Raw genomic sequence first — 24,525 nt, 5'->3', positions numbered from 1 at the left:
GGACGGATCGGCGGGGTTCCTGGTTCGAATCGATTTTAGCGCCGACAGCGGGAAAGAGCATACGCAATCCCCGCCTGGAGCGTGCTCCGCGTGGGGACCTTCGCGCCGAAGTCGATGTCGAGCTTCACGAGCGCCTGCGCGACGTCGCCCCGGATACCGGTGATCACGACCTCGGCGCCGAGCAATTCGACCGCGCGGACCGTGTCGAGCAGGCGGCTCGCGACGTGGGTGTCGACCACACGGACGCCCGTGATGTCGATGATGAGCGCGCGCAAGGGCCGCTTGCTCGCGCCTTCGAGCGCGACGCGCAGGAGATCCTCGGCGCGCCCGGCGTCCATCGCGCCGATGAGCGGGATCACCATGACCTTGTCGGTGATCGGAACGAGCGGCGCAGAAAGCTCGGCGAGGCGCGCGCGCTGCATTTCGATCATCGCCTGCTCGAACGAGGCGCGCTCCGCCTCGGCCTTGGCGCGGCGCAGAAGCTCGGCCTGAAGCCCGTCGTTCGCCCGCGCGAGGTCGTCCGTCCGGCGCCGCACGTCTGCGAGGAGGAGCGCATTCTCGAGGGCGATCGCCGCCTGCGACGCGAGGAGCGAGAGCAGCTCGACGCGGTCCTCCGAGAATGCGTCCTCGACGAGGCGATTTTCGAGATAGAGGACGCCCGAGAGGGCGTCGCGGTGGACGAGCGGCAATCCGAGGAAGGAGCGGGGCGCGGCGAGGCCGAGGTGCGGATCGGCCTCGAACGGCGTGCCGGCCGCGCCGCGACCCATGACGACCGGCGAGCGCGTGCGCGCGACGTATTGCACGACGCTCGGCGCGACGCCGGAGGCTCCGGCGAGCGGACGCATCGCGCCGACCTCCGCGCCGTCGACGGTCAAGCTGGCGCCGATGAAAAGCTCTCCTTCACGCGCGAGGACAAGCACGGCGCGGTCGGCGCCCGCGACCTCGAGCACCGTGCGGAGGAGGCGCTCGAGCAGGCGATCGAGGTCCATTTCGCCGGCAATGGCCTGCGCCGCCCGCACGATGGCCATCGCGTCGAGCGACCTGCCGCCGCGCGAGGGGCGATCGGTGACGCGCGCCGGTTTGTCCGCGCGACCGCTCCCTCCCTGTCCGGACGATGTTCCTCCGAAGACGTCGGGGTGCCGCGCTTCGAGGTCACGCACCTTCGCAGTCGCGCCCCAGCGCGCATACGCGCGCATCGCAGCTTCGAGGTAGGGGCGCGAGAGCTCGTGCCGCCCGCGGCTGGCGTAATAATGCGCCGCACGCTCGGAGGCGAGCGCCTCATGGTGAACGAAGCCGCTTGTCCGGGATGATTCGATCGCCTCGTCGTAAAGCTCGCGGGCCTCGCCATGATGCCCATCTGCCGCGTGAATCTCCGCGGAGATGAGGCGATGCAACGGGAGACAGTTGTCCGGAAAAAGCCCGAGCCAGGCGCCGAGCTTCGCGTGGTACGGCGCGAGGCGTTCTTTCAAGCGCGCGCGCTCGGCCTCGTCCGCGCCGGCGAGGCGCACCGCGAATGTGAGGGCGACGAGGAAGGTGGCGAAGGTCTCCAGATAAAGCCACATGCCCGCGGCCATCTGCCCCTCGGTGCGCTCGGCCCATACGAGCGCGCCGTCGAGATCGCCGTGGAACAGGCAGAGCTGCGTCCGCAGGGCGTGGTGCATACACGCCGCAAATCCGAAGTTGCGTTCGATTGTCGCGACGAACGACGTATCATCGAACGTCTCGCCGTCGAACGAGGCCGGCGCCCGGGTGCGCCCTTCGAGGGCGGCGAGCATCCGACCGAACGCGGCGAGCGTGTATGTGGCGAGCGGATCCCGCACGTCCGGCAGGATCACCGTGGCCTTGGCCCAGGCCTCGCGCACCGAGGCGATGGGCTCGCCCGCCCAGTACCGCAGGGCGACGCCGAGGTAGAGCGAATACGAGACGTACGGGACGTCGCCCATTCTGAGGCTATGGACGAGCGCGCGCTCGACGAACGGGAGCGCGCGCCGGACGGGCAAGAAAGGCGTGGAGCACGCGCCGAGGGTCCAGGATGTCCTGCCGCGGAGCGCCGGGTTTTCGATGCGATCTTCGAGCAGCACCGCGAGGTCGAAAAACGCCCGCGAGGCTGGCCCGTCGCCGAGGATCATCGCCAGCATGAGCGCGTAACTGGCATACGCATACGACGCGACGTCGGCATGGCCGTGCTCGACACAAGCGGCGACGAGCCGCACGATGACGACGAGGTAAAGCGCCTGATCCGCGATGTACGTGGGCGGGACGAGCGCCGTGAGCAGATCGAGCTGCGTGACGACACGCGGATCCGCGATGCGCGGGGCGCGGGCGAGGTCTACCGGCGTGCGCCCGCCGACGAGGCGCGCGATATCGGCGAGCGCCGCAGGGAGCGAAGCAGCCTCGGCCCCTCGCTCAGGCAAAAGGACGCCGAGCTCGGACAAACCTTCTCGCCCGGCGGCAATGGCATCCATGTACCGGCCGCGCGAGACCTGGAGGGCGAGGCGCTGCCCGTGCACGCGTGCGCGTTCGAGCGGCGTTCGAGCGTGCGAGAGCGCCTCGGAAAAAAGCGCCTCGGCGCGCTCGGCGTGTCCCTCGATGTACACGCATTCGGCCCACGAGGAAAAAAGCACGAGGGCAAACGCGGGATCGGTGGCGAGCGCGGACGCCGAGAGGAGCGCGGCCGAGGCGTCGTAGAAATCGACGGCGACGCGGAACGCAGCCTGCGATTGCGCCTTGCGGCCCGCATCGAAGAGCAGGTGCGCGACGGAGAGGCGTTCGTCCCCGTCGTCGAGCAGGGAGGCGCCTTCACGAAAATGGTGGGCGATCTCGAAGAGACGATCGCCTTCGGCGCCCGTCTCGGCGCGCATCCCGCGGCCGATGGCGAGGTGCACGCGCGCACGCGCGTCCTCTTCGAGCAGCGCTCGGGCCGCCTCACGCACCTTTTCATGCACAAAATGGTACGTGCCGGTCCCCGGGACGATCATCCCCAGATCGATCGCCTCGGCGAGCGGCTCGGAGAGGTCGGCCTCGGGTGCGCCGAGGATCGGCAGGAGTTTGTCCTGCTCGAATCCCTGTCCCAGCACGGCCGCGGCGGCGAGGACGCGGCGCGCCCTGGGCGAGAGCTTGCTCAGCCGGTCGGCCACGAAACGGGCGGCGTCGTCGGGAATGGGCACATCGAGGATACGCCGTTCGTCCCAGCAAACGGCGTTCGTCGTGGGATCCCGATCGACGAGGCCTTCGGAGAAGAGGGCGTCGAGCACATGCAGGACGAGAAATGGATTGCCGCGTGCTTTGCGGTGCAAGAGGCGCGCGAGCGCCGCGACCTCGTGCTCGGCCACGGAGAGGACGTCCGCAATGATACGCCCGACGTCCTCGGGTTCGAGCGGGCCGAGGACGATTTTTTGAAGGGAGACGCCACGCGAGGTGATGGATTCGAGGAAGGCGCCGAGCGGCCGCGCGGGTGCCGTGTCCTCCTCGTGCGCTGCGCCGAGGACGAGCAGGCGCGAGAGGCCCTCGTCGGCGAGGACATCGGCGAGAATGGCGAGCGTGTCGGCGTCGGCGTGATCGAGGTCGTCGAAAAAGACGGCGACGAGGGGCCAGTGCTCGCAGAAGACCCGAAGGAAAAGGCAAACCGCACGCCCCACGCGGCGGCGCGCCTCGGCGGCCCCGAGATCCGGCAGCGATGGAGATGGCCCGAGGACGAGGGCCACGACGGACGCGAGGTCTTCGAGCAGCGCGCCCTGACCGTCGAGGGCCTCGAGGAGGCGCGCGCGGATCGCATCGAGGCGTGCTTCCGGCTCGGCGAGGGCGCGGCGCGCGAGGGCCGTGACGACCTCGGCGAGGGGCGCGCGGGGCGCGGCTCCTTCCTTGGGCTTCGTCGCGACAAACAGGCCGCCCTGGTGGATGATTTGCTCACGCGCCTCGGCGACGAGCGTGGATTTGCCAGAGCCGGCCGGGCCCACGACGAGCACGAGCTCGGGCGCGCCCGCCATGGCCCGCCGCGCGCATGCAGCAATCGCGCGGGCCTCGGCCTCGCGGCCGAAGGTTTTGTCCCAGATACGCCGATCGTCGGGGCCGTCGCGGGTACCGAGGGGAAACGGCGCGGCGACGGGGCCTTCGCGCAAGAATCGTTCGAGGTCGAGCGCGAGCGCGCGGCCCGTCTGGTATCGCGCCGCGGGCGCCTTCGCGAGGAGCTTCTGCGTGATGTCGGAGAGCACGCGCGGGACAGCCGCATCCCGCTCGTGTGCGGGCACGGGGACGCGCGCGAGGTGCGCGTGGGCGAGCGCCAAGGGATCGGCGGAGACGAACGGCGGCGCGCCCGTGAGCATTTCATAAAGAATGGCGCCGAGGGAATAGAGATCGGCGCGCCCATCGAAGCCACGGCTCGTGCGCCGCGTGCGCTCCGGGGCTGCATACGCGAGCGAGGACTCGCGGACCGGGCCACGCCCATCGGCGCCGCTGCGAGGGCCGGCGTCGGCGAGGAATGCGTCGTCCGACGCGGGCTCGACGAGGATGGTCGCGGGCGAGAGATCACCGTGCGCGCGGCCTGCGCGATGAAGCTCGTCGAGCACGAGGGCGAGCGCGAGGGTGACGCGCGCGGCCACCTCGGGGGTTTGCATTCCAGACGCGAGGAGGGCGGCGAGGGTCGATTGTCCACGCTCGTCTCCTTTCCCCAAGCGGCTCATGCCGAGTCGTCCCTCCGATGTCGTTCGAGTCGCAACACGAGATCCCCGACGAGGCCCGTCCAGCCGGTCTGGTGCGAGGCCCCGAGCCCCTCGCCGGTGTCTCCGTGGAAGTATTCGTAAAAGAGGAGGTTGTCCCGGAAATGCGGGTCGAACTGGAAGATGTCGGAATCGCCATACACGGGGCGCTTGCCGTCGGGTCCGCGCTCGAAGAGGGCGACGAGGCGCGTCGCGATCTCGTCGGCCGCCTCGCGGAGCGTGCGGGGCCCATGCGTGCGCGTGGCGGGAATACACAAAACATCGCCGAAGCCGTGGTCGAGGCGGAGGAGCGAGCGATAAATCATGTATGCCGTGGGCATCCAGACGGGGCCACGCCAGTTCGAGTTCCCGCCTTTCATGCGGCTCTTCGATTCCCCCGGCTCGTAGCTCACCTCCAGCCGGCGTTCGCCCTGCCAAAGGACGACAGGCCGTTTCTGGTGCTCCTTCGAGAGCGAGCGCGGGCCGAACGGCGAGAGGAACTCGTCCTCGTTGAAGAGGTGGCCGAGGACGCGTTCGAGCTTGCCGGGCGGGACGGCCGTGAGGACATACCGGCCGTCGGGGCGCTTGACGAGGGCCTCGGCGAGGTGGGGGTTTTTCCCGAGGAACCACTCCATGCGGCGACGGAAGTTGTCGAGCTTGCGATAGACCTCGGGGCCGATGACGTGCACGGCGAAGAGGGGAATGAGGCCGACCATGGAGCGCACGGGCAGGTGGTGGGGCTCGCCGTGGACCGTGAGGATGTCGAAGTAAAACCCCTCGGCGTCGTCCCAGAGCGGGATCTCGGGGGGCTCGGCGTGGTGGAAGGTGTAGGCGATGCGGAGGAAATGCTCGAAGAACTTGCTCGCCGCGTCCTCGTATGCGGAATTTTCCATCGCGAGCTCGAGCGCGATCCGCATGAGGTCGATGCAATACATCGCCATCCACGCGGTCGCGTCGGCCTGTTCGAGCTTCATGCCGGGCGGCGGCGGCTCGCTGCGGTCGAAGACGGAGATGTTGTCGAGGCCGAGGAAGCCGCCCTCGAAGACGTTGTTTCCCTCGGCGTCGCGCTTGTTCACCCACCAGGCGAAGTTGATGAGCAGCTTGTGGAACATGCGTTCGAGGAAGAGCCGATCGCCCTTCCCGCGCTGCTTGCGCTCGATCTTGTAGAGCTGGTAGGCGGCCCAAGCGAGGATCGGGGGATTGAGGTCGCCGAACTCCCATTCGTAGGCCGGAACCTGGCCGTTCGGGTGCTGGTACCACTCCTTGACCATCAGCTTGAGCTGGTTTTTCGCGAGGTCCATGTCGATCGGCGCGAGCGCGAGCGCATGGAAGGCGAGGTCCCAGGCCGCGAACCAGGGGTATTCCCATTTGTCGGGCATGGAGATGACGTCGGCGACCGAGAGATGCCGGAAGTCCTTGTTCCGGCCGCGGAGCCGCTCGGCCGGCGGCGCGATCGCGTCGCCGCGGAGCCAGACGTCGACGTCGTAATGGTAAAGCTGCATGGACCAGAGCAAACCCGCGGAGGCCTGGCGCTGGATCGCCCGGCGCTCGTCGGACATGTGCGGGCCTTGCATGGCCAGGTAAAACGCGTCCGCCTCGGCCTTGCGTTTCGCGAGGAGCTCATCCGAGCCCTCGAACGGAGCCCGCTCGGGCTCGGGGCAAAGCCGCGCGCGGAGAACGACACGGCCCCCGGCGGGTACATTGAACACGCGCCACGCCGCCGCCTTCGAGCCACGCCCGGCGGGGTTTGTCTTGGATTCGTCGCCGTGGACGACGCGCGCGTGGAAGGCATCCTTGACGTAGGGCGTGCGCGAGGGCGAGCCGAAGAGGCGCTCGGTGTTGGTCTCGTTGTTCGTGAAAAGGAGGGTCGTGTCGTCGCCCTCGATGTACAGATGGAAGGCGCCGAGGTCGTGGTGGGTGCAGCGGAGGGAGGCGAAGCCCTCGCCGCGTTCGCCTTCGTGGATCTCGGGCGGCGCGACGACGATTTCATCCCACGACCAGGTGTTGCGGAACCAGAGGTGCGGCAGGACGTGAATCGGGGCGTCCTCGGGGCCGCGGTTCTCGACGGTGATGACCATCAAGATGTCCTGGGGCGCGCGTTTCGCGTATTCGACGGTGACGTCGAAGTATCGACCCTCGTCGTAGAGGCCGAGGTCCCAGGTCTCGAGCTCGGGTTCGTCGCCGCCGCGCATTCGATTCCCCGCGACGAGCTCCTCGTACGGATAACGGCGCTGGGGATATTTGTAGAGGAAACGGAGGTAACTCGACGTCGGGGTCGCGTCCTCGTAATGGTAGACCTCCTTGACGTCCTCGCCGTGATTGCCCTCGGGGCCGGTGACGCCGAAGAGGCGCTCTTTCAGAATGGCATCGCGGCCGTTCCACAGGGCAAGCGCGAGGCAGAGGATCTGCGCGCGATCACAGATCCCCGCGAGGCCGTCCTCGTTCCAGCGATAGGCGCGGCTCCGCGCGTGATCGTGCGGGAAATACCCCCAGGCATCCCCGCTCGCGCTGTAGTCCTCCCGGACGGTGCCCCAGGCGCGATCCGCGACGTAGGGTCCCCAGTCCTTCCAGCGAAGAACACGCTCGCGCGCCTGGGCGAGTCGATGGTGCTCCTCGGTTTTCCACGCCTGCATGCCTCGAACATATCAGGGTTCGAGGCACCCCCAAGCGCCCGAGGCACGATCATTCGGTGCGCTGGATGATGTGAAATCCGTAAGCGGTCTCGACAACCTCACTGATCTCGTTGACCTGGAGCTCGAACGCGGCGTCCGAAAAGGCCTTGACCATGGCGCCACGCTCGAACTGGCCGAGATCCCCGCCGCGATCGCCCGCTCCAGGCTCGTCGGAGCACTCGGTGACGACCGACGCCCACGCCGCGCCCGACCGCAACGCGCGCAGGCACTCCTGCGCCTTCTGCTTCGCCTCGTCGCGGGTGCGGGTGACGTCCTCGGGGCGCTGCTGGGAGCGCTGGTGCATGACGAGGATGTGGCGCGCGCCAATACGGGTCGGCAGGCGGGCGAGCCGCTGCCGCTCGCGCTCCTCGACGGCCTCGCGCTCGGCCGCCCGCGCAGGGCCGATCGTTTCGAGCCCACCCCCCGTCCAGTCCGGCCCCGTGGCGAGCGAGGTGCACGCGGGACAGACGAACGCGAGCGCGAGGAGAACAGAAACTCGGCCAGCGAGGGCTGCCATGGGGCGGGAACGTGGACCAGGGGCCGCGAGCGCGCAAGGGGGTTCGGGGCGTAGCTCGGCTTGTCCGCGCGTAGCCCCGAGCGTCGAAAGGCTCGGGGCGTCGTCTGGTACGATGACGGGGTGCCGCTGCTCGATGTGGTCCTCGGCTACGACTGCAACCTCGCGTGTACCTACTGCACGATCACCGAGGAGATGCGGCGTCGCGCGCTGTCGACGGAGCAGGTGGCGCAGGAGATCGATCGGGCCGCTACACGAGGCTTCCGCGATGTCGCGTTCACCGGCGGCGAGCCGACGATCCGGAGCGATCTGCCGGCGCTCGTGCGGTACGCGAAGAAGCGCGGGTTCGAGCACGTGAAGGTCGCGTCGAACGGCCTCAGGTACGCGCACGCGCCGTACCTCGCGCTGCTCGCCGAAGCGGGCGTGGATCAGTTCCACGTGTCGATGCACGCGCCGAGCGACGCGGCCTACGAGGAGACGGTGCAGCGCGAAGGGACGGCGGAGCTGCGGCGAAAGGCGATCGAGAACCTCGTCGCGCGGGGGCTCGATCCGATCGCGGATCTGATCCTGAAGGAGGACACGTACCGGGACGTGCGCGCCTGGGTCGAGAGGCTTTTCGCGCAGGGGATCCGGCATCTTCGGTTGTGGCTCGTGTCGTTGACGGATGGAAACCGCGCGAACGTGGACCAGCTCCCGCGGCTCTCGGACGTGGCCGCGAAGGCGCGCGAGGCGTTCGAGGCGGCGCGGGAAGGTGGCTACGAGGTGCACGCGCTGCACATCCCGCGGTGTTTTTTGCCGGGGTACGAGGATCACGTGCGGCACCCGGGCGCGGACGTCGTGCGGGTCGTGACGCCGGACGAGGTGTTCGACCTGAAAAACTCGCGCCTCACGGGCGGCGTGAAGCCCGCGGGGTGCGAGGGCTGTCGGCACTTCGAGACGTGCCCGGGGCTGCGCCCGGACTACGTGGAGCGGCACGGCGCAGACGAGGTGCGCGCCGTTCCTGCGTGATCAGCCCTTGGGGTCGTGGCCTTCGCCGTGGTGCGTGCCGCCGCCGGGCAGGTCGAGGTCGTCGAGGCCCGCGAGGACGGAGAGCGAGACGGGGTGATACGGCGGCCGCGGGGTGATGGGCTTGTCGACATCACCGCCGCGCTCGTGTACGAGCCGCGCGCAGAGCGCGAGGCACCACTTGCCCTGGCACCAGCCGGTCCCGAAGCCCGTGTACCGCTTGACCGACTCGATGTCGCGGTAGCCACGATCGAGGGCCGCTTCGAGCTCGTGGAGCGTCACGTCCTCACAGCGGCAAACCAGGGTTTTCATGCACGAACCTCTCGCGGGATGGTAGCGCCCCCCCGGGGGGATCGGCTATATGGGGCGCATGCCTCAGAAACCGCAGGTTCGTGCCAAAGAGAAGGTCCGCCAGACGCGCAGGCTCGCCCGCTGGCGCGCGAAGAAGGCTGCCGAAGCCCAGACGCAGGCGCAGCAGAGCCCCGCGCCGAAGTCGGCGTCCTGAAGTCACGTCCGTGCCGTGCGTCCCGCGCGCACGGCACCGGACGGACATTTTCGACGGCACGATCCACGAAGCGCGCGTGATCACGCCGCGCGCCGGAGTTTCATTCCATCTCGCCGCTGTCCACCTCGACCTCAGCCTCGGTCGTTTCGGACGCGTCGGGCAGCGCTTTGCCCTTCTTCCGCTCGGCACGGAGCGTGGCCATTTCCGCGCGCGACGGGTTGATCACGAGGAAGCCGTGATCCGCGTCGAGCAGCGCGACGTCGCCGGGGGACGCCCACTGGAAGAGGCCCTCGACCTGCGTGATCGACGGCAAGCCGAGCAGCCGCAAGAGCACCGGCGTGCGGGGATCCGAGGCGCGCTCGCTGAGCACGACGCCCACAGGATGCGTGCGCGCCGAGACGACGAGGTCGAAGACGGTGAGCCGATCACCGATGAGCACCGCCTTCGTCGGAAGCTCGGCGCGCGCGTCGGGCGACGCGAGCATGACGAGCGCATCGCAGAGGTCCTCCATGTCGCGCGCGCGCTCTTGCAGGAAGGGATCTCCAACGATGCCATTCGCCGCGCGCACGCCCTCGCGCGCGACGAGGCCGAGCGCCTGCGCGACGCCGTGGCCCTCGGCGACGAGCTCGGACGCGCGCTGACGAAGCCGCAGGTCGCCGATCATGAGCTCGTACGTGGAGAGGAACGCCGCCTCGCGCGAAAGCCCGAGCTTGCCCGCGCGGGCGACGAGCGCCGAGAGCGCCTTCTCGGCCGCGCTCCACGCACCACGGAGGAGCTTCGGATCCTCGCCCGTGGCCTTGCGGTGCGGCGAGGTGGCCGGGCGGCGCAAGGCCGCGACGGCGCCGAGCGATCGTCCCGGGACCGAAGGGACGCCGGGGAGCGTGACCTTGCGCGTGCCGCCGCCCGTACGGCGAAGCTTCTTGTCGCGTAACTCGCGGAGAACCTCGGCATGCCGGATCGCCGAGGCGATCGGCGCGGTGAGCGCGACAAGGAGTCGGACGTCGCTCGGGCGGTAAGGCTTGTCGCCCGAGCGCTGCACGACGATCGCGCCGAGCACGCGGTCGTGGCCGAGGATGGGGACGGCAAGGAAGACGGGGTAACGGTCCTCGTCGATGAACGGAAACGCGCGCCAGCGCTGATCGCCGGGCGCCTTCACGACGGCGACGGGCCGCCGGGTCGCGACGGCCGTCCCCGTGAGGCCCTCGCCGACGGACATGCGCACGGTGCCGCGCGCGCCCACGGGAAACCCGACGTTGCCGCGAAGGACGAGCGCGTCGCCGTCACCTTCGAGCAGGTAGAGCGAGACGATCTCGGCCTGGACGATGGCAGCGATGCGCTTCGGGGCCTCGTCGAGGAGGACCGAGAGCGGCATCGGTTTGGCCACGAACGAAACGAAGTCGAGGACGCGGTCGAGGCGAACCTCGCGGCGCACTGGGTTCTGCGACTCCGGCGGCGGGGGCAAGGTCGAGACGACCGGCGTCACCGCGGGGTCGTGGGCGAGGACTTCGTCGGAGGGACGCGACGGCATTCGGGCCGTACCATACCAGGAGGGACGGTCTTGGAAAGCGGTCGCAAGAGGTCCCGATCATGCGCGGGACGGGCGCAAGTCCACAGGCCCATCGAGGGGCGGGCGCTGCATCGCGCCGAGCGGCGAGCAGCGCGCAAACGGTGCACGTTCGAGGACGGCGCGCGCAAGAGCACCGTCGTCCCACGCGCCGACGGCCGTGACGAACGGGGCCCATGGGGCAAGGAGCTTCGGCGCTTGTTCGGGCGCGAGCGCGACGACGTGAACGACGCGCGCAGCCGGCGGCAAGACGAGCGCCCGTGGGGAAGGGTCGAAGCCGACGGCGTGCGAGGGGCGCGCGAGGAAGAGGCCGACGGCCTCCATCGAGGCGCCATACAGCGTGATTTCGGCAGCGAGCGCGGGGTCGAGGGGGCCGCGCGGGACACGCTCGGCGGCGCGGGCAAGGGCAGCGTCGAGCGCTTGGACAAACCGTTCAACGTGCGGTTCTCCTCCCTCGACGAGGACGAAGCGCGGGGACAAACAGCCGCGTTGATCGAAGGGGACGACGTCCCACGCGAGGGCCTCGGCAGCGGCGTCGAGCGCGGCGTCGGCACCCACGATCGCGAGACCGATGCCGGTGCCATGTCCCCGCACGCAGACACCTGCCGGAAGGCCTCGTGTGACGGCTTCGATCGAGGCGTCCGAGCCATAGACGTGTAGCTCGTCGCCCGGCGCGGGTGCGATGGTGGAGGCGCGCGTGAGGGAGGCGTGGTGCGTCTGGACGAACGCTTCGTCGGCGGAGAGCGCGCGGACGAGGAGGTCGGTGACGACGGGATCACGGCGCGAGGGACGCACGACGATGTCAGGTGAGGTCGCGGCGGCGAGCACGAGCGCGCGGAGCGGCGCGGTGCAAACGTTGGCCGCGAGGACGACGTGGCAGCGGGGCGCGCGGCCCGTGCGCGCGAGCAGCGTGTCGATCTCGGCGTCCGTCGGCTGCGTCTCCAGGTGCGCGGAGAGCGCGAGCTCGACGCCCCTCGGATCGAGGCCGGTGACCTCGGGCAAACGCGCCCGCGCCTCGGCGCCGAGCGGATCGTTCGGATCCTGAATGCGCCTGCCCGCGGCGATCACGCGGAGGACACGCGCCCTCGCCTCGGCCTCGGCGCTCATGACGAACCGCGCGAGAGAACCTCGTCGATCGCGAGCGAGCATCCGCGCGGCGTGGCGCCCGGCGCGCGGCCGAAGAGCTCGACCCCCTCGTCGGTCACGCGCCCGAGGTCCGACGTCTGGATCGCCACGGACGAGTCGACGTTCGCGAGATCGACGAACCGCAGGATGCCCGTCTCGCCCAGCGAGAGCGGCGCGAGCGTCGTGGGCTCGCAGGCGGTCACGCGCATCCACGGCGGCGGCGCGTACACGCCATGCCGCGCCGGGGAACGAGCGCCGAGCGCGGCGGCGAGCGTGCCTTCATAGAGCTGGCTCGAAAGCTCGGTCATGCCGTACTCGCCCACGATGTGAGCCTCGGGGACGGCGAACAGGGAGGCCATCGCGCGCCGGAGCTCGGTCGGCTCGACTTCGCGCGAGCGACCTTTGAAGCCGCCGGTCTGCATGACGCGGCTGCCCGGCGGGAGCGAGAGATCCCGCGCCCCGGCGCCGTCGAGCAGGTGCACGAACGCGAACGATGCGCCGAGCACGAGCGCGGGCCTGCCTGCGGCGCGTGCTTCGGCCGCGGCGCGCGCCACGCCGTCGATGTCGAGCACGCCGCCGCGCACGTGGAAGCTCACAGGGCCGCCGAGCTCGCGGGTGAAGAGATCGAGCATGAAGCCGAGCGACGAGTCGGCGACCTCCTCGACGGACGGCGCGAGCACGAGGACGCCGAGGTCTTGACGATCGGGCCAAAGCATCCGTTCGCCCCAACGAAGTGCGACGAGCTCGTACGTGGCGGTTGTGCGGAACGGGTGCTCCCCGCGCGCTTCCTTGCCCTGGGACGTGCCGCTCGTCCGAAACACGAGCGTGTCTTCGTCGGGCGCGTGCGCGGCGATGCGCGCGAGCCGGAAGACGTCACAAGGCAGCGCGGGGATCACGGCAGCGTCGCGCGCGCTCGCGAGGTCGATGCCTCGCGCGCGGACGAGGCGCCCGAGGGCAGGCACGTGCGCGGCCTGGAAACGCGCGAGCGCGAGCGCGAGGTCGTCGAAGGGCTCGGGCGGCGCGCCGCGCAAGATCCCCTCGACGAACGCCCGCACGCGCCCATGCAGCGCTTCGCTCGTAGGCCGGACCGTCACGCGGCGATTCCTAGCAGGAGCGAGGCAAGGCCGCCAAGCGAGCGGCCTTCGTGCGAGCCGTCAGGCGAGCGACGCCTTCATCGCGTTCGCCGCCGCCGTGAGCTGCTCCTCGGCGATCGTGAGCGGCGGCGTCCAGGTGATCACCTCGCCCTTCTGACCGCCCGTGATCACCACGTACCCGGCTTCGAGCATGCGCCGCATCGTCTGCAAAGCGAGCGCCCCGCTCTCGAACGCGACGCCGAGCATCAAGCCCTCGCCGCGCACCTCGACGACGCCCGGCGCGCCCGCGAGCACCGCCGTGAGGTACTCCTTCGTTCGCGCGCCGATCTCACGCGTCTTGTTGACGAGCTGCCGGAACCGGAGCGAGTCGAGCGTGGCGATCGCCGTCGCGCACGCGAGCGGCGCACCCGCGTGCGTGGACGTGTGCACGACTTCGCCCTCGCGCGCCCACGCCTGCATGACCTCGTCGGCCGCGATGCACGCCGCGATCGGCAAGCCTCCGCCGAGGCCCTTGCCGAACACGAGCACGTCGATCGCAGCGCCCGTGGCCGTCGATCGCACCATCGAGCCCGAACGACCGAGACCGGTCCAGATCTCGTCGGCGATGACGAGCGCGCCGTGCCGATGCGCGAGCTCGCAAAGGTCCCGCAAGAACCGCTCGGGCGGCACGATGATGCCGCCGCGGCCGAGGATCGGCTCGACCAGCACCGCGCCGACGTTGCCGGCCGCGAGCGCCTTCTCCACGGCGCCGAGGGAGCGATCGAGATCGCCCTCCGCCACGGGATACGGCGCAAACGAGACGTGCGGGTTGAGCTGGTGGTGGAACGGCTCGCGATAACTCTCGCGCAGCCCGAGCGCGGCGAGCGGCCCGTATCCGAGGCCGTGGTACGCGCCCTCGAAGGCGACGACGCCGGGTTTGCCCGTGGCGAGCGTCACTGTCTTCAGCGCGGCCGTGATGGCGTCACTGCCGCTCTGGCAGAGCAGGACGCGCGGCGACACGCCTGGATGCAACGACGCGAGCCGTTCGAGCAGCGCGACCTTGATGTCGGCGGCGTACACGTCGCCGAGCGCCTGGATGAGCCGATCGGACTGCGCCTCGATCGCGCGCGTCACGCTCGTCGCGCCGTGCCCGAGCAGGAGCGATCCGAAGCCGGCCACGAGGTCGACGTAGCGGTTGCCATCGACGTCGAACAGGTTCGCGCCCTTCCCCGAGGCGAGCACGATCGGCGCCATCTCTGCGCCGCTCGTCTCCTCGCGGGTCTTGCGCCGCGTGCCGAACGCCGGGCACTCGACGCGTTCGAGCCTGCCGAGGAGGCTACGCGACGCAGGGCCCGGAGGCGGCACACGGATCTCGGGGAGCTGATCACCCGTCAGTTCCTCTGCGGGGGCGGGAAACTCGCTCAGGGGCATGACGTTTCAACTAGCACGCACGAGCGCGGCGAGCAGCGGTGGACTGGACACGAGCGTCCCCTCGGAACCAAGGACCTCGGGGTTACGAGCACAGCCTGTTTCGGCCGGTCCTCTTCGCCATGTAGAGCTTCTCGTCGGCGCGCTTGATGAGGTCCTGCGCCGAGCGATCGCTCTCCTGCAGGAGCGCGGCCCCGAGGCTGATCGTCACCTTGATGCTGTCGGCTTGAAAAACGAACGCGTTGTCCGCGACCTTCTGTCGCAGCGTCTCACCGAGCGCGACGGCGCCTTCGAGCGAGGTCTCGGGCAGGACGATCGAGAACTCCTCGCCGCCGTACCGCGCGAAGACCTCGTCGCGGCGGATGCGCGACTGCACGACACGCGCGACCTCCTTCAGCACGTAGTCGCCCGCGAGGTGGCCGTGCACGTCGTTGATGCGCTTGAAGTGGTCGATGTCGAACATCAGGATCGACAGATCCCGATCGTGCCTGCGGCCGCGGATGATCTCGCGCTCGAGGGCCTCGTAGAGGTAGCGCTTGTTGTAGATCTGCGTGAGACCATCGATGATGGTCATCCGGTAGATCTCTTCGTGGTACTGCGCCTCGACGTCGGCCCCGGAGAGGAACTTGAAGATCGTCGGGCCAATCTTCACGCGGTCGCCGTTCTTCAGGACGACTTCGCGCGAGATCTGCTCGTCGTTGCAGTACGTGCCGTTCGTGCTGCCGTCGTCGACGACGACCCAGTAGCCGCCCTGCTGGCGGAACTGCGCGTGGCGCCGCGACACCGAGTCGCCGTCGAGGACCACCTGGTTGTCCGCGCCGCGACCGACCCGCGTCGGGTTGTGCTCGAGCACGAAGCGCTTGCCGAGCAGCGTCGGCTCCTTCGTGTAAATGACGACGAGGCAGTCGGTCCCGAGCCGAGGCGCCTCACCCCCACCCGGCGGGGGCTGCACCACCGTGGTAACGCGAGTCTTTTCGTCGAAGTCGTTCACGCGGTTTCAGCCCGGTCTGCCTGCTACTTCGGTTACGTCGGGAAGCAATCGAAGGGGGGCCCCTCGGAAGCGGCCCGTTCCAAGCTCAATCACCCGGATCCAGCCGATCTTCCAGCTTCAGCGTATCCATCCCCCCGCACAGGCGTCAAGGTGAATTCGATTACTGGGTTTCGTCCTTGCCGTGTCTCGTCTCCGGGGCCTGGTTGCCGAGGCTCCACGGCGAGGTTTGCGACATTGTTGTGCGGCGATTGTACGAATGCAAGGCGCGTGGCCCGGACAGCAGCGACGGACCCGTGCGCCCATACGACGCGAAGAAGCCGCTCAAGCCGTGAGGTCTCGCGCCGCGCTCGCGCGTAGCTCGCGTTCGGCCCGCGCGGGCCGCCGATCCGGCGTGCCCGACGGCAACGTCGCGAGCAGCCGGCCGTGGTCGAAGACCCACAATTCCCCGGGTTTGCCCTGCGTCCACGTCTCGTTCTTCGTGAGCGGCGCCGTCGCCACGACCGCCACGCGATCACGCGGCGTGGTCACGGCCGAGAAGTCGACCGCGAGGTCGTCGTCCGCGAGGTGCGCGAGGCCAAACGGCGCCTTTCGGATGATGTAGCAGAGCCGCGTGCCGCAACGGGCAAACAGGTGCCGCCCATCCCCGAGCAGAAAGTTGAACGTGCCGTCTTTCGCGATACGCGCGCCGGCGTCCGCCACGACCCGCCAGAGCTCGCTCGGCCTGCGCGGATAATCGTCGAACGTGCGGCGCAGCTCTTCGAGCAGGACGCAGAAGGCGTACTCGCTGTCGGTCGTGCCGATCGGGGTGAAGCGGCCGAGCTTGCGCTGGCGCACGCGCGGCAGCGTGCCGTTGTGCGCGAAGACCCAGTGCCGGCCCCAAAGCTCACGCACGAACGGGTGCGTGTTCGCGAGGCTCGTGGGCCCGCGCGTCCGCTTGCGGACGTGGCCGATCGCCAGCATCGTCTTGATCGGGTTTTGCCCGAGGAACCGCGCGAGCGGGCTCGCGCACGCCGACGTCGGTTCGAGGAACACACGCGCGGCGTACCCCTCGTAAAACGACAGGCCCCAGCCGTCCGCATGCGGGCCCGTCTTCCCGCCTCGCTGGCACAAGCCAGAGAACGAGAAGACGATGTCCGTGGGGACGTTGCACTCCATCCCGAGTAACTCGCACATCTCCGCGTGCCCGGAAGTATAGGCGAAACTCAGCGCGCCGCGACGGCCGCCGCCGCCTCGTTCGCCTGCCGCACACAGTCGGGGATGCCGACGCCGTCGAACGCAGCGCCCGCGAAGTGGAGGCCGGGGAACCTGCGCGCGATGTCGCGGATCCGCCACACCCGCGCCGCGTGCCCCACGATCGGCTGCGCGTTCGCCTGCTCGTAGCGGAAAACGCGCGCGAGCATGGGCGCGGCGCGGATACCGAGGAGCGAGCCGAGCTCCTCACGCGCGAGCGACACGAGCGCCTCGTCGCTCGACGCGAGCGCGCCGGGATCCCGGTGCCCACCCACGAACACGCGCACGAGCGCCGCATCCTGCGGGGCGCGTCCCGCCCACTTGCTGGAGATGAACGTCGCCGCGAGGATACGACGCCGCTCGTCCTTCGGGATGACCATGCCCACCGCGTCGAGCGGGTGCGGGACGTCGGGCCGCGCGTACGCGAGGACGACGGTGCCCGTCGAGACGTACGGGATGCCGCGGAGGAGCGCGCCGAGCTCCGCGTCGATCTCGCCGAGCGCGCTCGCCGCCGCGTGCGCGGGCGCCGCCATCACCACGTCGTCGGCCTCGATCGACTCGGTCTGCCCGTCCCGCGCGCCGTACCGCACGACCCAGCGCGGAGGGGCGTTCGCCTCCGCGCCGCTCGAACGCTCGACCGACACGACGGGCGCGCCCACGCGGATGTCGCCGCCCGCCTTCTCGATGCGCCGGGCGAGCGCCTCGATGAGCTCGCCCATGCCCCCGAGGAGCGAATGGAACGGGCTCGGCGGTGGTCCCTTCGTCGCCGGCTTTTTCCGGCGCTCGGCGAGCGCGCCGCGGATCAGGCTGCCGTAGCGATCTTCGAGGTCGGCGAGCTGCGGGAAGGTGCTGCGAATGCTGAGCAGGTCGACGTCGCCCGCGTAGATGCCGCCGAGCAGCGGCTCACCGAGCACGTCGAGCGCCTCCGCGCCGAGGCGCCTGCGCAAAAAACTTCCGATCGACTCGTCGCCTTTTTCCCTCGGGCGCTGCGGCAAGACGAGGTCGAGCGCCATCCGGGCCTTGCCCGGCAGGCTGAAGAGCGGCGTCCGCGCGAACGGCAAGAAGCGCGTGGGCACCGCGAGCACGAGCCCCTCGGGCATCGTGTGCAGCGCGCCGCGGCGCGGGATGTACACGCGACGGTTCTTCGGCGTCGTCCCGATGAGCCGCTCGCCGAGGCCGAGCTCCTTGCAGAGATCCGTGGCGAAGGGCTTGGCGGCGACGAACGAGTCGGGCCCGCCGTCGATCACGAACCCGCCTTCGCGCTCGGTCTGGATGTTGCCGCCGAGCCGCGCCCGCGATTCGAGCAGCGTGACCTCGCATCGCGGACCTTTTTGCGCGGAGAGCAAGCGGTAGGCGACGACGAGCCCGGTCACGCCGCCGCCGACCACGACGACGCGGCGAGCCGTCACGCCGCGCCCTCGTGCCGGTAGGCGTGGATCACGTCGACGAGCGCCTTCACGTGATCGACCGGTGTCTGCGGCACGATCCCATGCCCCAGGTTGAAGATGTGCCCCGGCCTGCCGGCGGCCTCCGCGAGCACGGCCCGCGCGCGCGCCGCGGCCACGTCGGGCGGAGCGCAAAGCAGGAGCGGATCGAGGTTGCCCTGGATCGCGTGATCGTAGCCGATGCGCTTCCACGCCTCGCCGAGCGGCAAACGCCAGTCCACGCCGATCACCGTGCCTCCGCAATCGCGCTGCGCTTCGAGCAGCGTCGACGTGTTCGTGCCGAAGTGGATCACCGGCACGCCCGTCGTCTCGATGCTCTGCAGGATGTTCTTCACGTGCGGCGCGACGTGCGTCCGGTAGTCTTCGGGCGAGAGCGCGCCGATCCACGAGTCGAAGAGCTGCACGGCCTGCGCGCCGGCCTCGACCTGCGCGTGCAGGTAACGCCGCACGACCTCGGAGATCTTGCTCATGAGCAACGAGAACGACGCGGGGTCGCCCCACATGAGCTGCTTCGTGCGGAAGTAGTCCGACGATTTGCCGCCCTCGACGAGGTAACTCGCCATCGTGAACGGCGCGCCCGCGAAGCCGATGAGCGGCGTCTTGCCGTCGAGCTCGCGCCGGATCAGGCGAATCGCTTCGAGCACGTAGCCGAGCCCTTCTTCCGGCTCGAAGACGCGCATCCGATCGATGTCCGCGCGGTCGCGCACCGGCGCGTGGATCACGGGGCCCTCGCCCTTCTCGAACGAGAACGGCGCGCCCATCGGTTCGAGCGGCAGGAGGATGTCCGCGAACAGGATGGCGGCGTCGACACCGAGCCGCAGCGGCTGCAGCGTGACCTCGAGCGCGAGCTCCGGCGTCTTGCAGATCTCGAGCAGCGTGTGTTTTTCGCGAAGCGCGCGGTACTCCGCCATGTAGCGGCCGGCCTGTCGCATGAACCAGACGGGCGTGACGTCCGTCTTCTCGCGACGGCAGGCGCGCAAAAACCGATCGAACATGGCCCAAACAGTGACCTCGGGCCCCGCCCGTGGCAACGACGAAGCGCGGCCCGCCGAAGCTCAGCGCGGCTGCTGTCCCGCGGCCTCGTATCGCTCCAGCAGGACCACGAGCCGCGCCGCGCCGAGGACGCCGGCCGGCAGCACGATGAGCAGCGTGCACGGCAGGAACGAGAGCAACGCGAGCCCGAAGCCGAAGCCCATCACGGCGCCGATGTTCCGGCGCACGAAGTCGATGCGCGCGCCCACGGGCACGCCGCGAATCGAGAGCGGGCAATCGCAGAGATCCCACGCTCCCCCGAGCGCCGCCACCGCGAGCTGGAGCGGGAACGCGACGACGCTCATCGGCGCGAAGAAGAAGCTCAGGAGGCCGAGCATGATGAGGATCGGCGCGGTGACCGCGAGCGCCACGAGCGACGACTGCAGCGCGCGCCACATGTCGTCGAGGAGCCCGACCTCGGGCCACGTGGGTGCGCCCATATCGGCTTCGGCGCGCCGCACCATCCGCTCGAGCGCGGGCCCCGAGAGCGGCTTCGCGACCGCGAACGAGGTCGCGAGCGCGGCCACGAGCATCACCACGACCGAGAGAACTTGCAGCACGAAGCCGAGCACCGTCCACAGCGCGCCTGTCCCGGGCTCCTTCACGATCAGCGCGACGAGCGCAGGCGCGAGCTTCACGCCGGAGATGCCGAGCACGATCGAGAGCACGAGCGCGATGCCCGTGGGGACGAGCGCGAGCGGCCAGAGATCCGGCGTGCGGAAGAGGTAGCCGTATCCGCCGAGCACCGCCTTGAGGCCCGCGCCGAAGCCAGGGCGTTCGAACGGGACGAGCGCTGCGGACGGGCCCTGGACGGGCGCGGCGGGGACGCCGGATGCATCGGGGGTGATCATTCGGCTACGAACGTCCCAGCGCGCGGGCATCTGGTCAACGGCTTCCGCGCGAGGCGCGCGCTAGGATGCCTCCCCTCGCCCATGGCCCCTGCCCCGACACGCGCGGCACCGATCGTCGTCCCTCTCCGCGAGGGCGGGCGCGTCGCCGTCGTCTCCGATCTGCAACGCACGGCCCTCGTCGAGCGCCTCTTCCGGCGCGCCGAGCAGAACGACGCCGAGCGGACGGGCATCCTCGCGGCGCTCACCGCGGCGCGCCCCGACGCCACGCTCCTGCTCGGCGATCACGTCTTCCTCGGCGCCTCGTCCCGGGCCTGGGCGTTTTTCGATCGGCTGGTCGAGCCGCTCCGCGCCGCGGGCGTCGAGCTCTTGCCGATCCTCGGCAACCACGATTGCTGGTCGATCGGGCCGCGGGGGCTCCGCCATTATTTTTCGCGTTTCCCCCGGCTCGAAGGAAGCCGGTTCTACACGGCGCGCCTCGGGCCCCTCGGCATCGTCGCGCTCGATTCGAACCGGCTCTTCATGCCCTCACGGCAATGGGACGAACAATCGCTCTTTTATAACGAAATGCTCGCCCGCCTCGACGCCGATCCGGACGTGCGGGGCATTCTCGTGCTCGTCCACCACCCGCCGTTCACGAATGGCACCGTCACCGGTCCATCGGCGCGCACCCAGCGCGCGTTCGTCCCCGCATTTTTCCGTTCCCGCAAGGCCGTCTTGATGCTCTCGGGGCACGTGCACGCCTACGAGCATTTCGTCCGGGAGGGCCGCCATTTCGTCGTCTGTGGCGGCGGCGGAGGCCCGCGGCATCGGCTGCGCCCGAAGGAGCGGCAGATGTTCCGCGACCTCTTCGACGGCCCCTCGATTCGCCCTTTTCACTTCCTGACCCTCGCGCCGGACGACACCGGCCTCGACGTGCGCGCCCTCGGCCTGGCCAAGGGCGCGACCCGTGTTTCGCCGATGGATCAGTTCCGGATCGATTGGCCGGGCTGATCAGGGCTTCTGCACGTAGATCCGCGGCGCGCCGCCGAGCGTGAGCGAGATCTTGCCTCCGTCGGGGCTCAGCGTCTCCACGGCGCCGGTGTCGCCAAAATCGAGCCCGTACGACTCGTACGAACCCTCTGCGGCGAGCGAATACGACGCGCTCGCGGTCTCGCTGCCGCCCTTCGTGCGCGCCCACAACACGAACGCGCGGCGCATGTCGGGCAAGCGGAAGGCCGCGCCCCCGACCGTATCGGGCAAACCGAGCGCCGTCGTGCCCGTCTTGTCGAACAGCGCGCCTTCGAGGAGCTTGCCGAGCGTCCGGTACGCGCGACCCGCCTCCGTGCGCACAGCCTCGCTCGTTTGTCCGAGCTTCGACACGTCCACGTAAAGACCCATGTAATCGAACGAATTCGTGCTTGCCCCGACGTCCTTTCCATCGGACAGGCAGAACCAATCGATCCGCTCGATCCCCACCGTTTGCGCGGCCGTCATCACCTTCACCAGGTAATTCGGCGCGTATTCGGCTCCACCCGGCGCGCCGCCCACGGCCACGTGCGGCGCGCCGGTCTCCGTCACGATCCACCCCTTGCCCGTCACGCCCGCGTCCGTGAGCTTCTTGTCGAGGTCCGACTTCAGCTTCAAGAAGCCCGTCACGCCCTCGTCCGAGCTGCCCGGCCCGAAGACCGGATAATAATGGAAGCTCACGACGTCGAAATACGAGCTACCCGTCTTCGGATAGTCGTTCGTCACGGCCCCGCCGGAGGGGTTGTCCGTGTAGCGCAGCACGGCCGAGAGGAAGTTCGGATACCCGATCCCGCCGAGCGCGATCCGCGCCTCGGGATCGGCCTTCTTCGCCGCCTCGAAGCTCACGCGCAGCATGCGCACGTAATCGTAGATCGACCCGCCGAACCGCACGAGCTGCTCCTTCGTCGGCGGCTCCGTCTCCCACGTCTGCGTGACCTGCCAATCGGGGACCCAGTCCGGCTCGTTCCACACCTCCCACACGCGCACCCAGGGCTTGTACGTGGTCACGGTCTGGTACACGTACGCGCCCCAGTAATTGTTCGGGTTGATCGACCCGTCTCCATTGAAGACAGGCTCGTAGAGGTTCTTCGGAATGTAATGCTCGAGCTCCCAGTTCGGGGTGCCCGCCGGCGCCGTGGCGTGCTCGGGCGTGGGCACGCCGAGGAACGCCACGTGCTCGCCCATGCCGAGCTCCGCGTACCCTTTCATGTCCCCGACCTCGATGTCGTAGCCCCAGGTATCGAGGTGCTGCTCGGAAAGCTTCAGGCGCGCGCTGTTCGAGCCCGCCTCGTGCGACAGGAAGGCGAGGTTCTGGTCGTTCCAGCCAGGGTTCGGAAATCCATAATTAACGCCATACCGGAACGGTCCGCCGAGCGCGCCCCCGGCCCCGGATCCACCCGATCCACCGCCGCCCGAGGACGACCCCGAGCCGCCGGACGCACCGGCGCCGCCCGAGCCCCCAGATGCGCCGGACGCACCGGCGCCGTCGTCACCACTCCCGCCGCCCGAGCAGGCGGCGAGAGTGCAAAAAATAAACGCTGTCGCAAATGCAGGGCGAATCAATTGAAGCATGGAAAGTCCTCCTCGGACGCGGGAAGGACGCATGGTATACGAATTCGCCCGGCTTGGCTCGGCTCACGAACGCCGTCGCGCGTCACGCCGCCAGTGCCGGCAGACCGGCTTGACCCCGCACCCCTCGCATGCCTCCGGGTCCCGCTTCGACGGACAGGTCTGGAGCATGCCCATATGGCACAACGAAAAATCGTATTTCACCGGATCCTCGGGGTCGAGCCGCGCGAGAGCGGCCGTGATCTCCTCGGCCGCCCGGAAATCGGCCGAGGTTCGCTCCGTGAGCCCGAGGTTTCGCGAGAGCTTGTGAATGTGCGTGTCCACGGGAATGATGAGCCGCGAGGTCGGCACGTCCCATAACCCGAGATCCACCCCGTCCGCCGGCCGCGCCATCCACCGGACGAGGAGCAAGATTCGCTTCACCGCGCTGCCTTTGCTCGGATCCGGCAAAATATGCTCCGCGCCCCGACGCCCGCCTGCGCCGGCGCCGAGCTCGCCCCGCTCCCGGATCTCGCGAACCCACGCCCCGAGCGCCTCCCGTAGATTGCCCGACGCCGCGAGTTTGTCCGTGAGCGCTTGGCCGAGCGAGCCATGGGCGCGCTGCACCGCCCGCGTGCCAATCACGAGCCCCGCGAGATCCTCGTCCCGGTAGACGCGATGCCGGAACCCCGCCAGCCGTGCGCGCACCGCCGCCGGATCGTCGGCGATCTCGGCGACGCGCGGACCGAGCCGCGCGAGCGCGTCCTCGATCTTCGCGCAGAGCGCCTTCACGTTGCCAAAGGCCAGCGACGACGCGATCATCGCGACGATCTCCTGGTCGTCGCGGCGGGCATAACGATGCACGAAATGCACTGGATCGGCAGCTTTGCGCGCCTCCACGTCGCAACGCGCCCGCACGTCGTCGAGCGCGCGCCGGAGCGCCTCGTCTGCCCCTCGCAAAGACGATCCGCCGCGGCTCATGCGCCTACGCCTCGTACACATGCGCCGCCGCGATTGCGCCCGCGGCGTCGGCTGGCCCAGACGAACTCGGCTGGATTGACGGTGCTCATGTAGGACCCATACGACATCGTACCCCGAGCGCTCGACCGCGAGCGTGCCGGAGGTGTTGGGGGAAAGGAACCATGGAGCCGCTGGAAAACGCGAACGGCGACGCGACAACCTGCGCGATCACGGACGTGGCCGTCATCGGCGGAGGCGCGGGCAGCCTGGGCGTCATCGAAGCTTGCCTGCTCGCCGGTCTGTCCGCCACGATGATTCGAACCACGCCCGGCAGCGCCTCCGAGGCGCGCAAGCGATTGGCCTGCGCGCTCGAGGACAAACGCCGCGCCGGCCGGCTCGACCCGGAGGCCGTCACGCGCGCGCTCCGCCTGTTCCGCGCGACCGGCGACATCGGGGCCGCGGCGAGCGCCGACCTCGTCCTGGAATCGACCGATTTGTCCTGGAAAACGCGACAAACCCTGCTCGCGCAGGCCGAGCGCGCCACGAACGGACACGCCATTCTGGCCACGACGGCCCCGACCGCGCTGCTCCGGGCGCTCGCGACGCGCCTCGACGTACGTGAAAACTTCGTGGGACTGCATTTCTTCGCCCCCGCGGTGCTGGCCGGGTTTTGCGAGGTGTCCGTGACGAACCGGACGCAGCCTACCGTGGTCGAGACGGCCGTGCAATTCGTGAAGGCGCTCGGCAAGCATGCGGTGATCGTCCGCGACACGCCCGCCTGCCTCCTCCTTCAGTCGCGAGGGGCCAAGCGCGGCGCGGCCCACGCCGAGCTCCCTCGCCCCCTGCGGGCGCGGCCCGGCAGCTTTTGCGGGCTCTGACGGGC

At 69.6% G+C, this 24,525-nt stretch carries 19 protein-coding genes; 4 read left to right on the top strand and 15 right to left on the bottom strand.

The annotated features are described in order from the left end of the window. Positions 1–35 precede the first annotated feature (35 nt). The 3 genes from E8A74_RS01570 to E8A74_RS01560 are packed head-to-tail and all read right to left on the bottom strand — an operon-like array spanning position 36 to position 7,883. Entirely contained in the window at positions 36–4,679 is a 4,644-nt protein-coding gene (locus tag E8A74_RS01570) for an AAA family ATPase (RefSeq protein WP_136927081.1), read from the bottom strand. Next, positions 4,676–7,327 (bottom strand): MGH1-like glycoside hydrolase domain-containing protein, encoded by a 2,652-nt coding sequence (locus tag E8A74_RS01565; protein WP_136927080.1) that lies wholly within the window; start codon positions 7,325–7,327, stop codon positions 4,676–4,678. Before E8A74_RS01565 ends, E8A74_RS01570 begins: the two co-directional genes overlap by 4 nt. A gap of 49 nt (positions 7,328–7,376) precedes the next feature. After that, the gene (locus E8A74_RS01560) at positions 7,377–7,883 is read right to left on the bottom strand and encodes a peptidylprolyl isomerase (protein WP_136927079.1); all 507 of its coding nucleotides are present in this window, start codon (positions 7,881–7,883) and stop codon (positions 7,377–7,379) included. Between the two features lie 120 nt (positions 7,884–8,003). On the opposite strand from E8A74_RS01560, the gene E8A74_RS01555 reads away from it, so the two are divergent. Next, on the top strand, positions 8,004–8,888 hold the full coding sequence (locus E8A74_RS01555; protein ID WP_170228768.1) for a radical SAM protein: 885 nt from the start codon (positions 8,004–8,006) through the stop codon (positions 8,886–8,888). On the opposite strand, the gene E8A74_RS01550 is transcribed toward E8A74_RS01555, so the two are convergent. Continuing rightward, the gene (locus tag E8A74_RS01550) at positions 8,889–9,197 is read right to left on the bottom strand and encodes a (2Fe-2S)-binding protein (protein WP_136927077.1); all 309 of its coding nucleotides are present in this window, start codon (positions 9,195–9,197) and stop codon (positions 8,889–8,891) included. It abuts the gene before it with no gap. Between the two features lie 58 nt (positions 9,198–9,255). Between E8A74_RS01550 and E8A74_RS55430 the strand changes: the two genes are divergently transcribed. Continuing rightward, on the top strand, positions 9,256–9,390 hold the full coding sequence (locus tag E8A74_RS55430; RefSeq protein ID WP_269749842.1) for a hypothetical protein: 135 nt from the start codon (positions 9,256–9,258) through the stop codon (positions 9,388–9,390). Positions 9,391–9,490: 100 nt separating this feature from the next. On the opposite strand, the gene E8A74_RS01545 is transcribed toward E8A74_RS55430, so the two are convergent. The 9 genes from E8A74_RS01545 to E8A74_RS01505 form a co-directional block, all read right to left on the bottom strand. Beyond that, positions 9,491–10,918, bottom strand: coding sequence for a GAF domain-containing protein (locus tag E8A74_RS01545; protein ID WP_232379321.1), 1,428 nt, complete (start codon positions 10,916–10,918; stop codon positions 9,491–9,493). Positions 10,919–10,975: 57 nt separating this feature from the next. After that, positions 10,976–12,061 (bottom strand): acyl-CoA reductase, encoded by a 1,086-nt coding sequence (locus E8A74_RS01540; protein WP_136927076.1) that lies wholly within the window; start codon positions 12,059–12,061, stop codon positions 10,976–10,978. Continuing rightward, positions 12,058–13,173 (bottom strand): LuxE/PaaK family acyltransferase, encoded by a 1,116-nt coding sequence (locus E8A74_RS01535; RefSeq protein WP_136927075.1) that lies wholly within the window; start codon positions 13,171–13,173, stop codon positions 12,058–12,060. The genes E8A74_RS01540 and E8A74_RS01535 overlap by 4 nt, the downstream gene beginning before the upstream one ends. Positions 13,174–13,233: 60 nt before the next feature. Continuing rightward, positions 13,234–14,583 carry an aspartate aminotransferase family protein gene (locus tag E8A74_RS01530; RefSeq protein WP_136927074.1) on the bottom strand — a complete coding sequence of 450 codons (1,350 nt, stop codon included), beginning with the start codon at positions 14,581–14,583 and terminating at the stop codon, positions 13,234–13,236. Positions 14,584–14,665: 82 nt separating this feature from the next. Next, entirely contained in the window at positions 14,666–15,571 is a 906-nt protein-coding gene (locus tag E8A74_RS01525; protein ID WP_136927073.1) for a GGDEF domain-containing protein, read from the bottom strand. Between the two features lie 321 nt (positions 15,572–15,892). Then, positions 15,893–16,744 (bottom strand): class II glutamine amidotransferase, encoded by an 852-nt coding sequence (locus E8A74_RS01520; protein WP_136927072.1) that lies wholly within the window; start codon positions 16,742–16,744, stop codon positions 15,893–15,895. 29 nt (positions 16,745–16,773) lie between these two features. Further along, a complete protein-coding gene (gene hemG, locus E8A74_RS01515; RefSeq protein WP_136927071.1) occupies positions 16,774–18,210 on the bottom strand; it encodes a protoporphyrinogen oxidase in 1,437 nt (478 codons plus the stop codon). Continuing rightward, entirely contained in the window at positions 18,207–19,241 is a 1,035-nt protein-coding gene (gene hemE / locus E8A74_RS01510) for a uroporphyrinogen decarboxylase (protein WP_136927070.1), read from the bottom strand. The genes hemG and hemE overlap by 4 nt, the downstream gene beginning before the upstream one ends. Positions 19,242–19,301: 60 nt before the next feature. Next, positions 19,302–20,129, bottom strand: a complete 828-nt coding sequence (locus E8A74_RS01505; protein WP_136927069.1) for an EI24 domain-containing protein — start codon at positions 20,127–20,129, stop codon at positions 19,302–19,304. An 81-nt stretch (positions 20,130–20,210) separates the two neighbouring features. On the opposite strand from E8A74_RS01505, the gene E8A74_RS01500 reads away from it, so the two are divergent. After that, positions 20,211–21,119 (top strand): metallophosphoesterase family protein, encoded by a 909-nt coding sequence (locus tag E8A74_RS01500; protein ID WP_136927068.1) that lies wholly within the window; start codon positions 20,211–20,213, stop codon positions 21,117–21,119. On the opposite strand, the gene E8A74_RS53740 is transcribed toward E8A74_RS01500, so the two are convergent. Further along, positions 21,120–22,706 (bottom strand): hypothetical protein, encoded by a 1,587-nt coding sequence (locus tag E8A74_RS53740; protein WP_211365260.1) that lies wholly within the window; start codon positions 22,704–22,706, stop codon positions 21,120–21,122. A gap of 63 nt (positions 22,707–22,769) precedes the next feature. After that, positions 22,770–23,663: a TIGR02757 family protein gene (locus E8A74_RS01490; RefSeq protein WP_232379319.1), complete on the bottom strand. Its 894-nt coding sequence runs from the start codon at positions 23,661–23,663 to the stop codon at positions 22,770–22,772. A gap of 161 nt (positions 23,664–23,824) precedes the next feature. Here E8A74_RS01490 and E8A74_RS01485 point away from each other — a divergent pair, with 161 nt between their 5' ends. Next, the gene (locus tag E8A74_RS01485; RefSeq protein WP_136927066.1) at positions 23,825–24,520 is read left to right on the top strand and encodes a 3-hydroxyacyl-CoA dehydrogenase family protein; all 696 of its coding nucleotides are present in this window, start codon (positions 23,825–23,827) and stop codon (positions 24,518–24,520) included. Positions 24,521–24,525: the final 5 nt, after the last annotated feature.

Source organism: Polyangium fumosum (assembly GCF_005144585.1).
Lineage (GTDB): Bacteria > Myxococcota_A > Polyangia > Polyangiales > Polyangiaceae > Polyangium > Polyangium fumosum.
This window is presented reverse-complemented; position numbering and strand designations above follow the sequence as displayed.

Bases quoted from the DNA above. Each gene is read 5' to 3' on its own strand.
- E8A74_RS01570 (WP_136927081.1), bottom strand. From the start codon at position 4,679: ATGAGCCGCTTGGGGAAAGGAGACGAGCGTGGACAATCGACCCTCGCC.
- E8A74_RS01490 (WP_232379319.1), bottom strand. From the start codon at position 23,663: ATGAGCCGCGGCGGATCGTCTTTGCGAGGGGCAGACGAGGCGCTCCGG.
- E8A74_RS01520 (WP_136927072.1), bottom strand. From the start codon at position 16,744: ATGTGCGAGTTACTCGGGATGGAGTGCAACGTCCCCACGGACATCGTC.
- E8A74_RS01550 (WP_136927077.1), bottom strand. From the start codon at position 9,197: ATGAAAACCCTGGTTTGCCGCTGTGAGGACGTGACGCTCCACGAGCTC.
- E8A74_RS01545 (WP_232379321.1), bottom strand. From the start codon at position 10,918: ATGCCGTCGCGTCCCTCCGACGAAGTCCTCGCCCACGACCCCGCGGTG.
- E8A74_RS01540 (WP_136927076.1), bottom strand. From the start codon at position 12,061: ATGAGCGCCGAGGCCGAGGCGAGGGCGCGTGTCCTCCGCGTGATCGCC.
- E8A74_RS01560 (WP_136927079.1), bottom strand. From the start codon at position 7,883: ATGGCAGCCCTCGCTGGCCGAGTTTCTGTTCTCCTCGCGCTCGCGTTC.
- E8A74_RS01505 (WP_136927069.1), bottom strand. From the start codon at position 20,129: ATGATCACCCCCGATGCATCCGGCGTCCCCGCCGCGCCCGTCCAGGGC.
- hemE (WP_136927070.1), bottom strand. From the start codon at position 19,241: ATGTTCGATCGGTTTTTGCGCGCCTGCCGTCGCGAGAAGACGGACGTC.
- E8A74_RS55430 (WP_269749842.1), top strand. From the start codon at position 9,256: ATGCCTCAGAAACCGCAGGTTCGTGCCAAAGAGAAGGTCCGCCAGACG.
- E8A74_RS01530 (WP_136927074.1), bottom strand. From the start codon at position 14,583: ATGCCCCTGAGCGAGTTTCCCGCCCCCGCAGAGGAACTGACGGGTGAT.
- E8A74_RS01485 (WP_136927066.1), top strand. From the start codon at position 23,825: ATGGAGCCGCTGGAAAACGCGAACGGCGACGCGACAACCTGCGCGATC.
- E8A74_RS01565 (WP_136927080.1), bottom strand. From the start codon at position 7,327: ATGCAGGCGTGGAAAACCGAGGAGCACCATCGACTCGCCCAGGCGCGC.
- E8A74_RS53740 (WP_211365260.1), bottom strand. From the start codon at position 22,706: ATGCTTCAATTGATTCGCCCTGCATTTGCGACAGCGTTTATTTTTTGC.
- E8A74_RS01500 (WP_136927068.1), top strand. From the start codon at position 20,211: ATGGCCCCTGCCCCGACACGCGCGGCACCGATCGTCGTCCCTCTCCGC.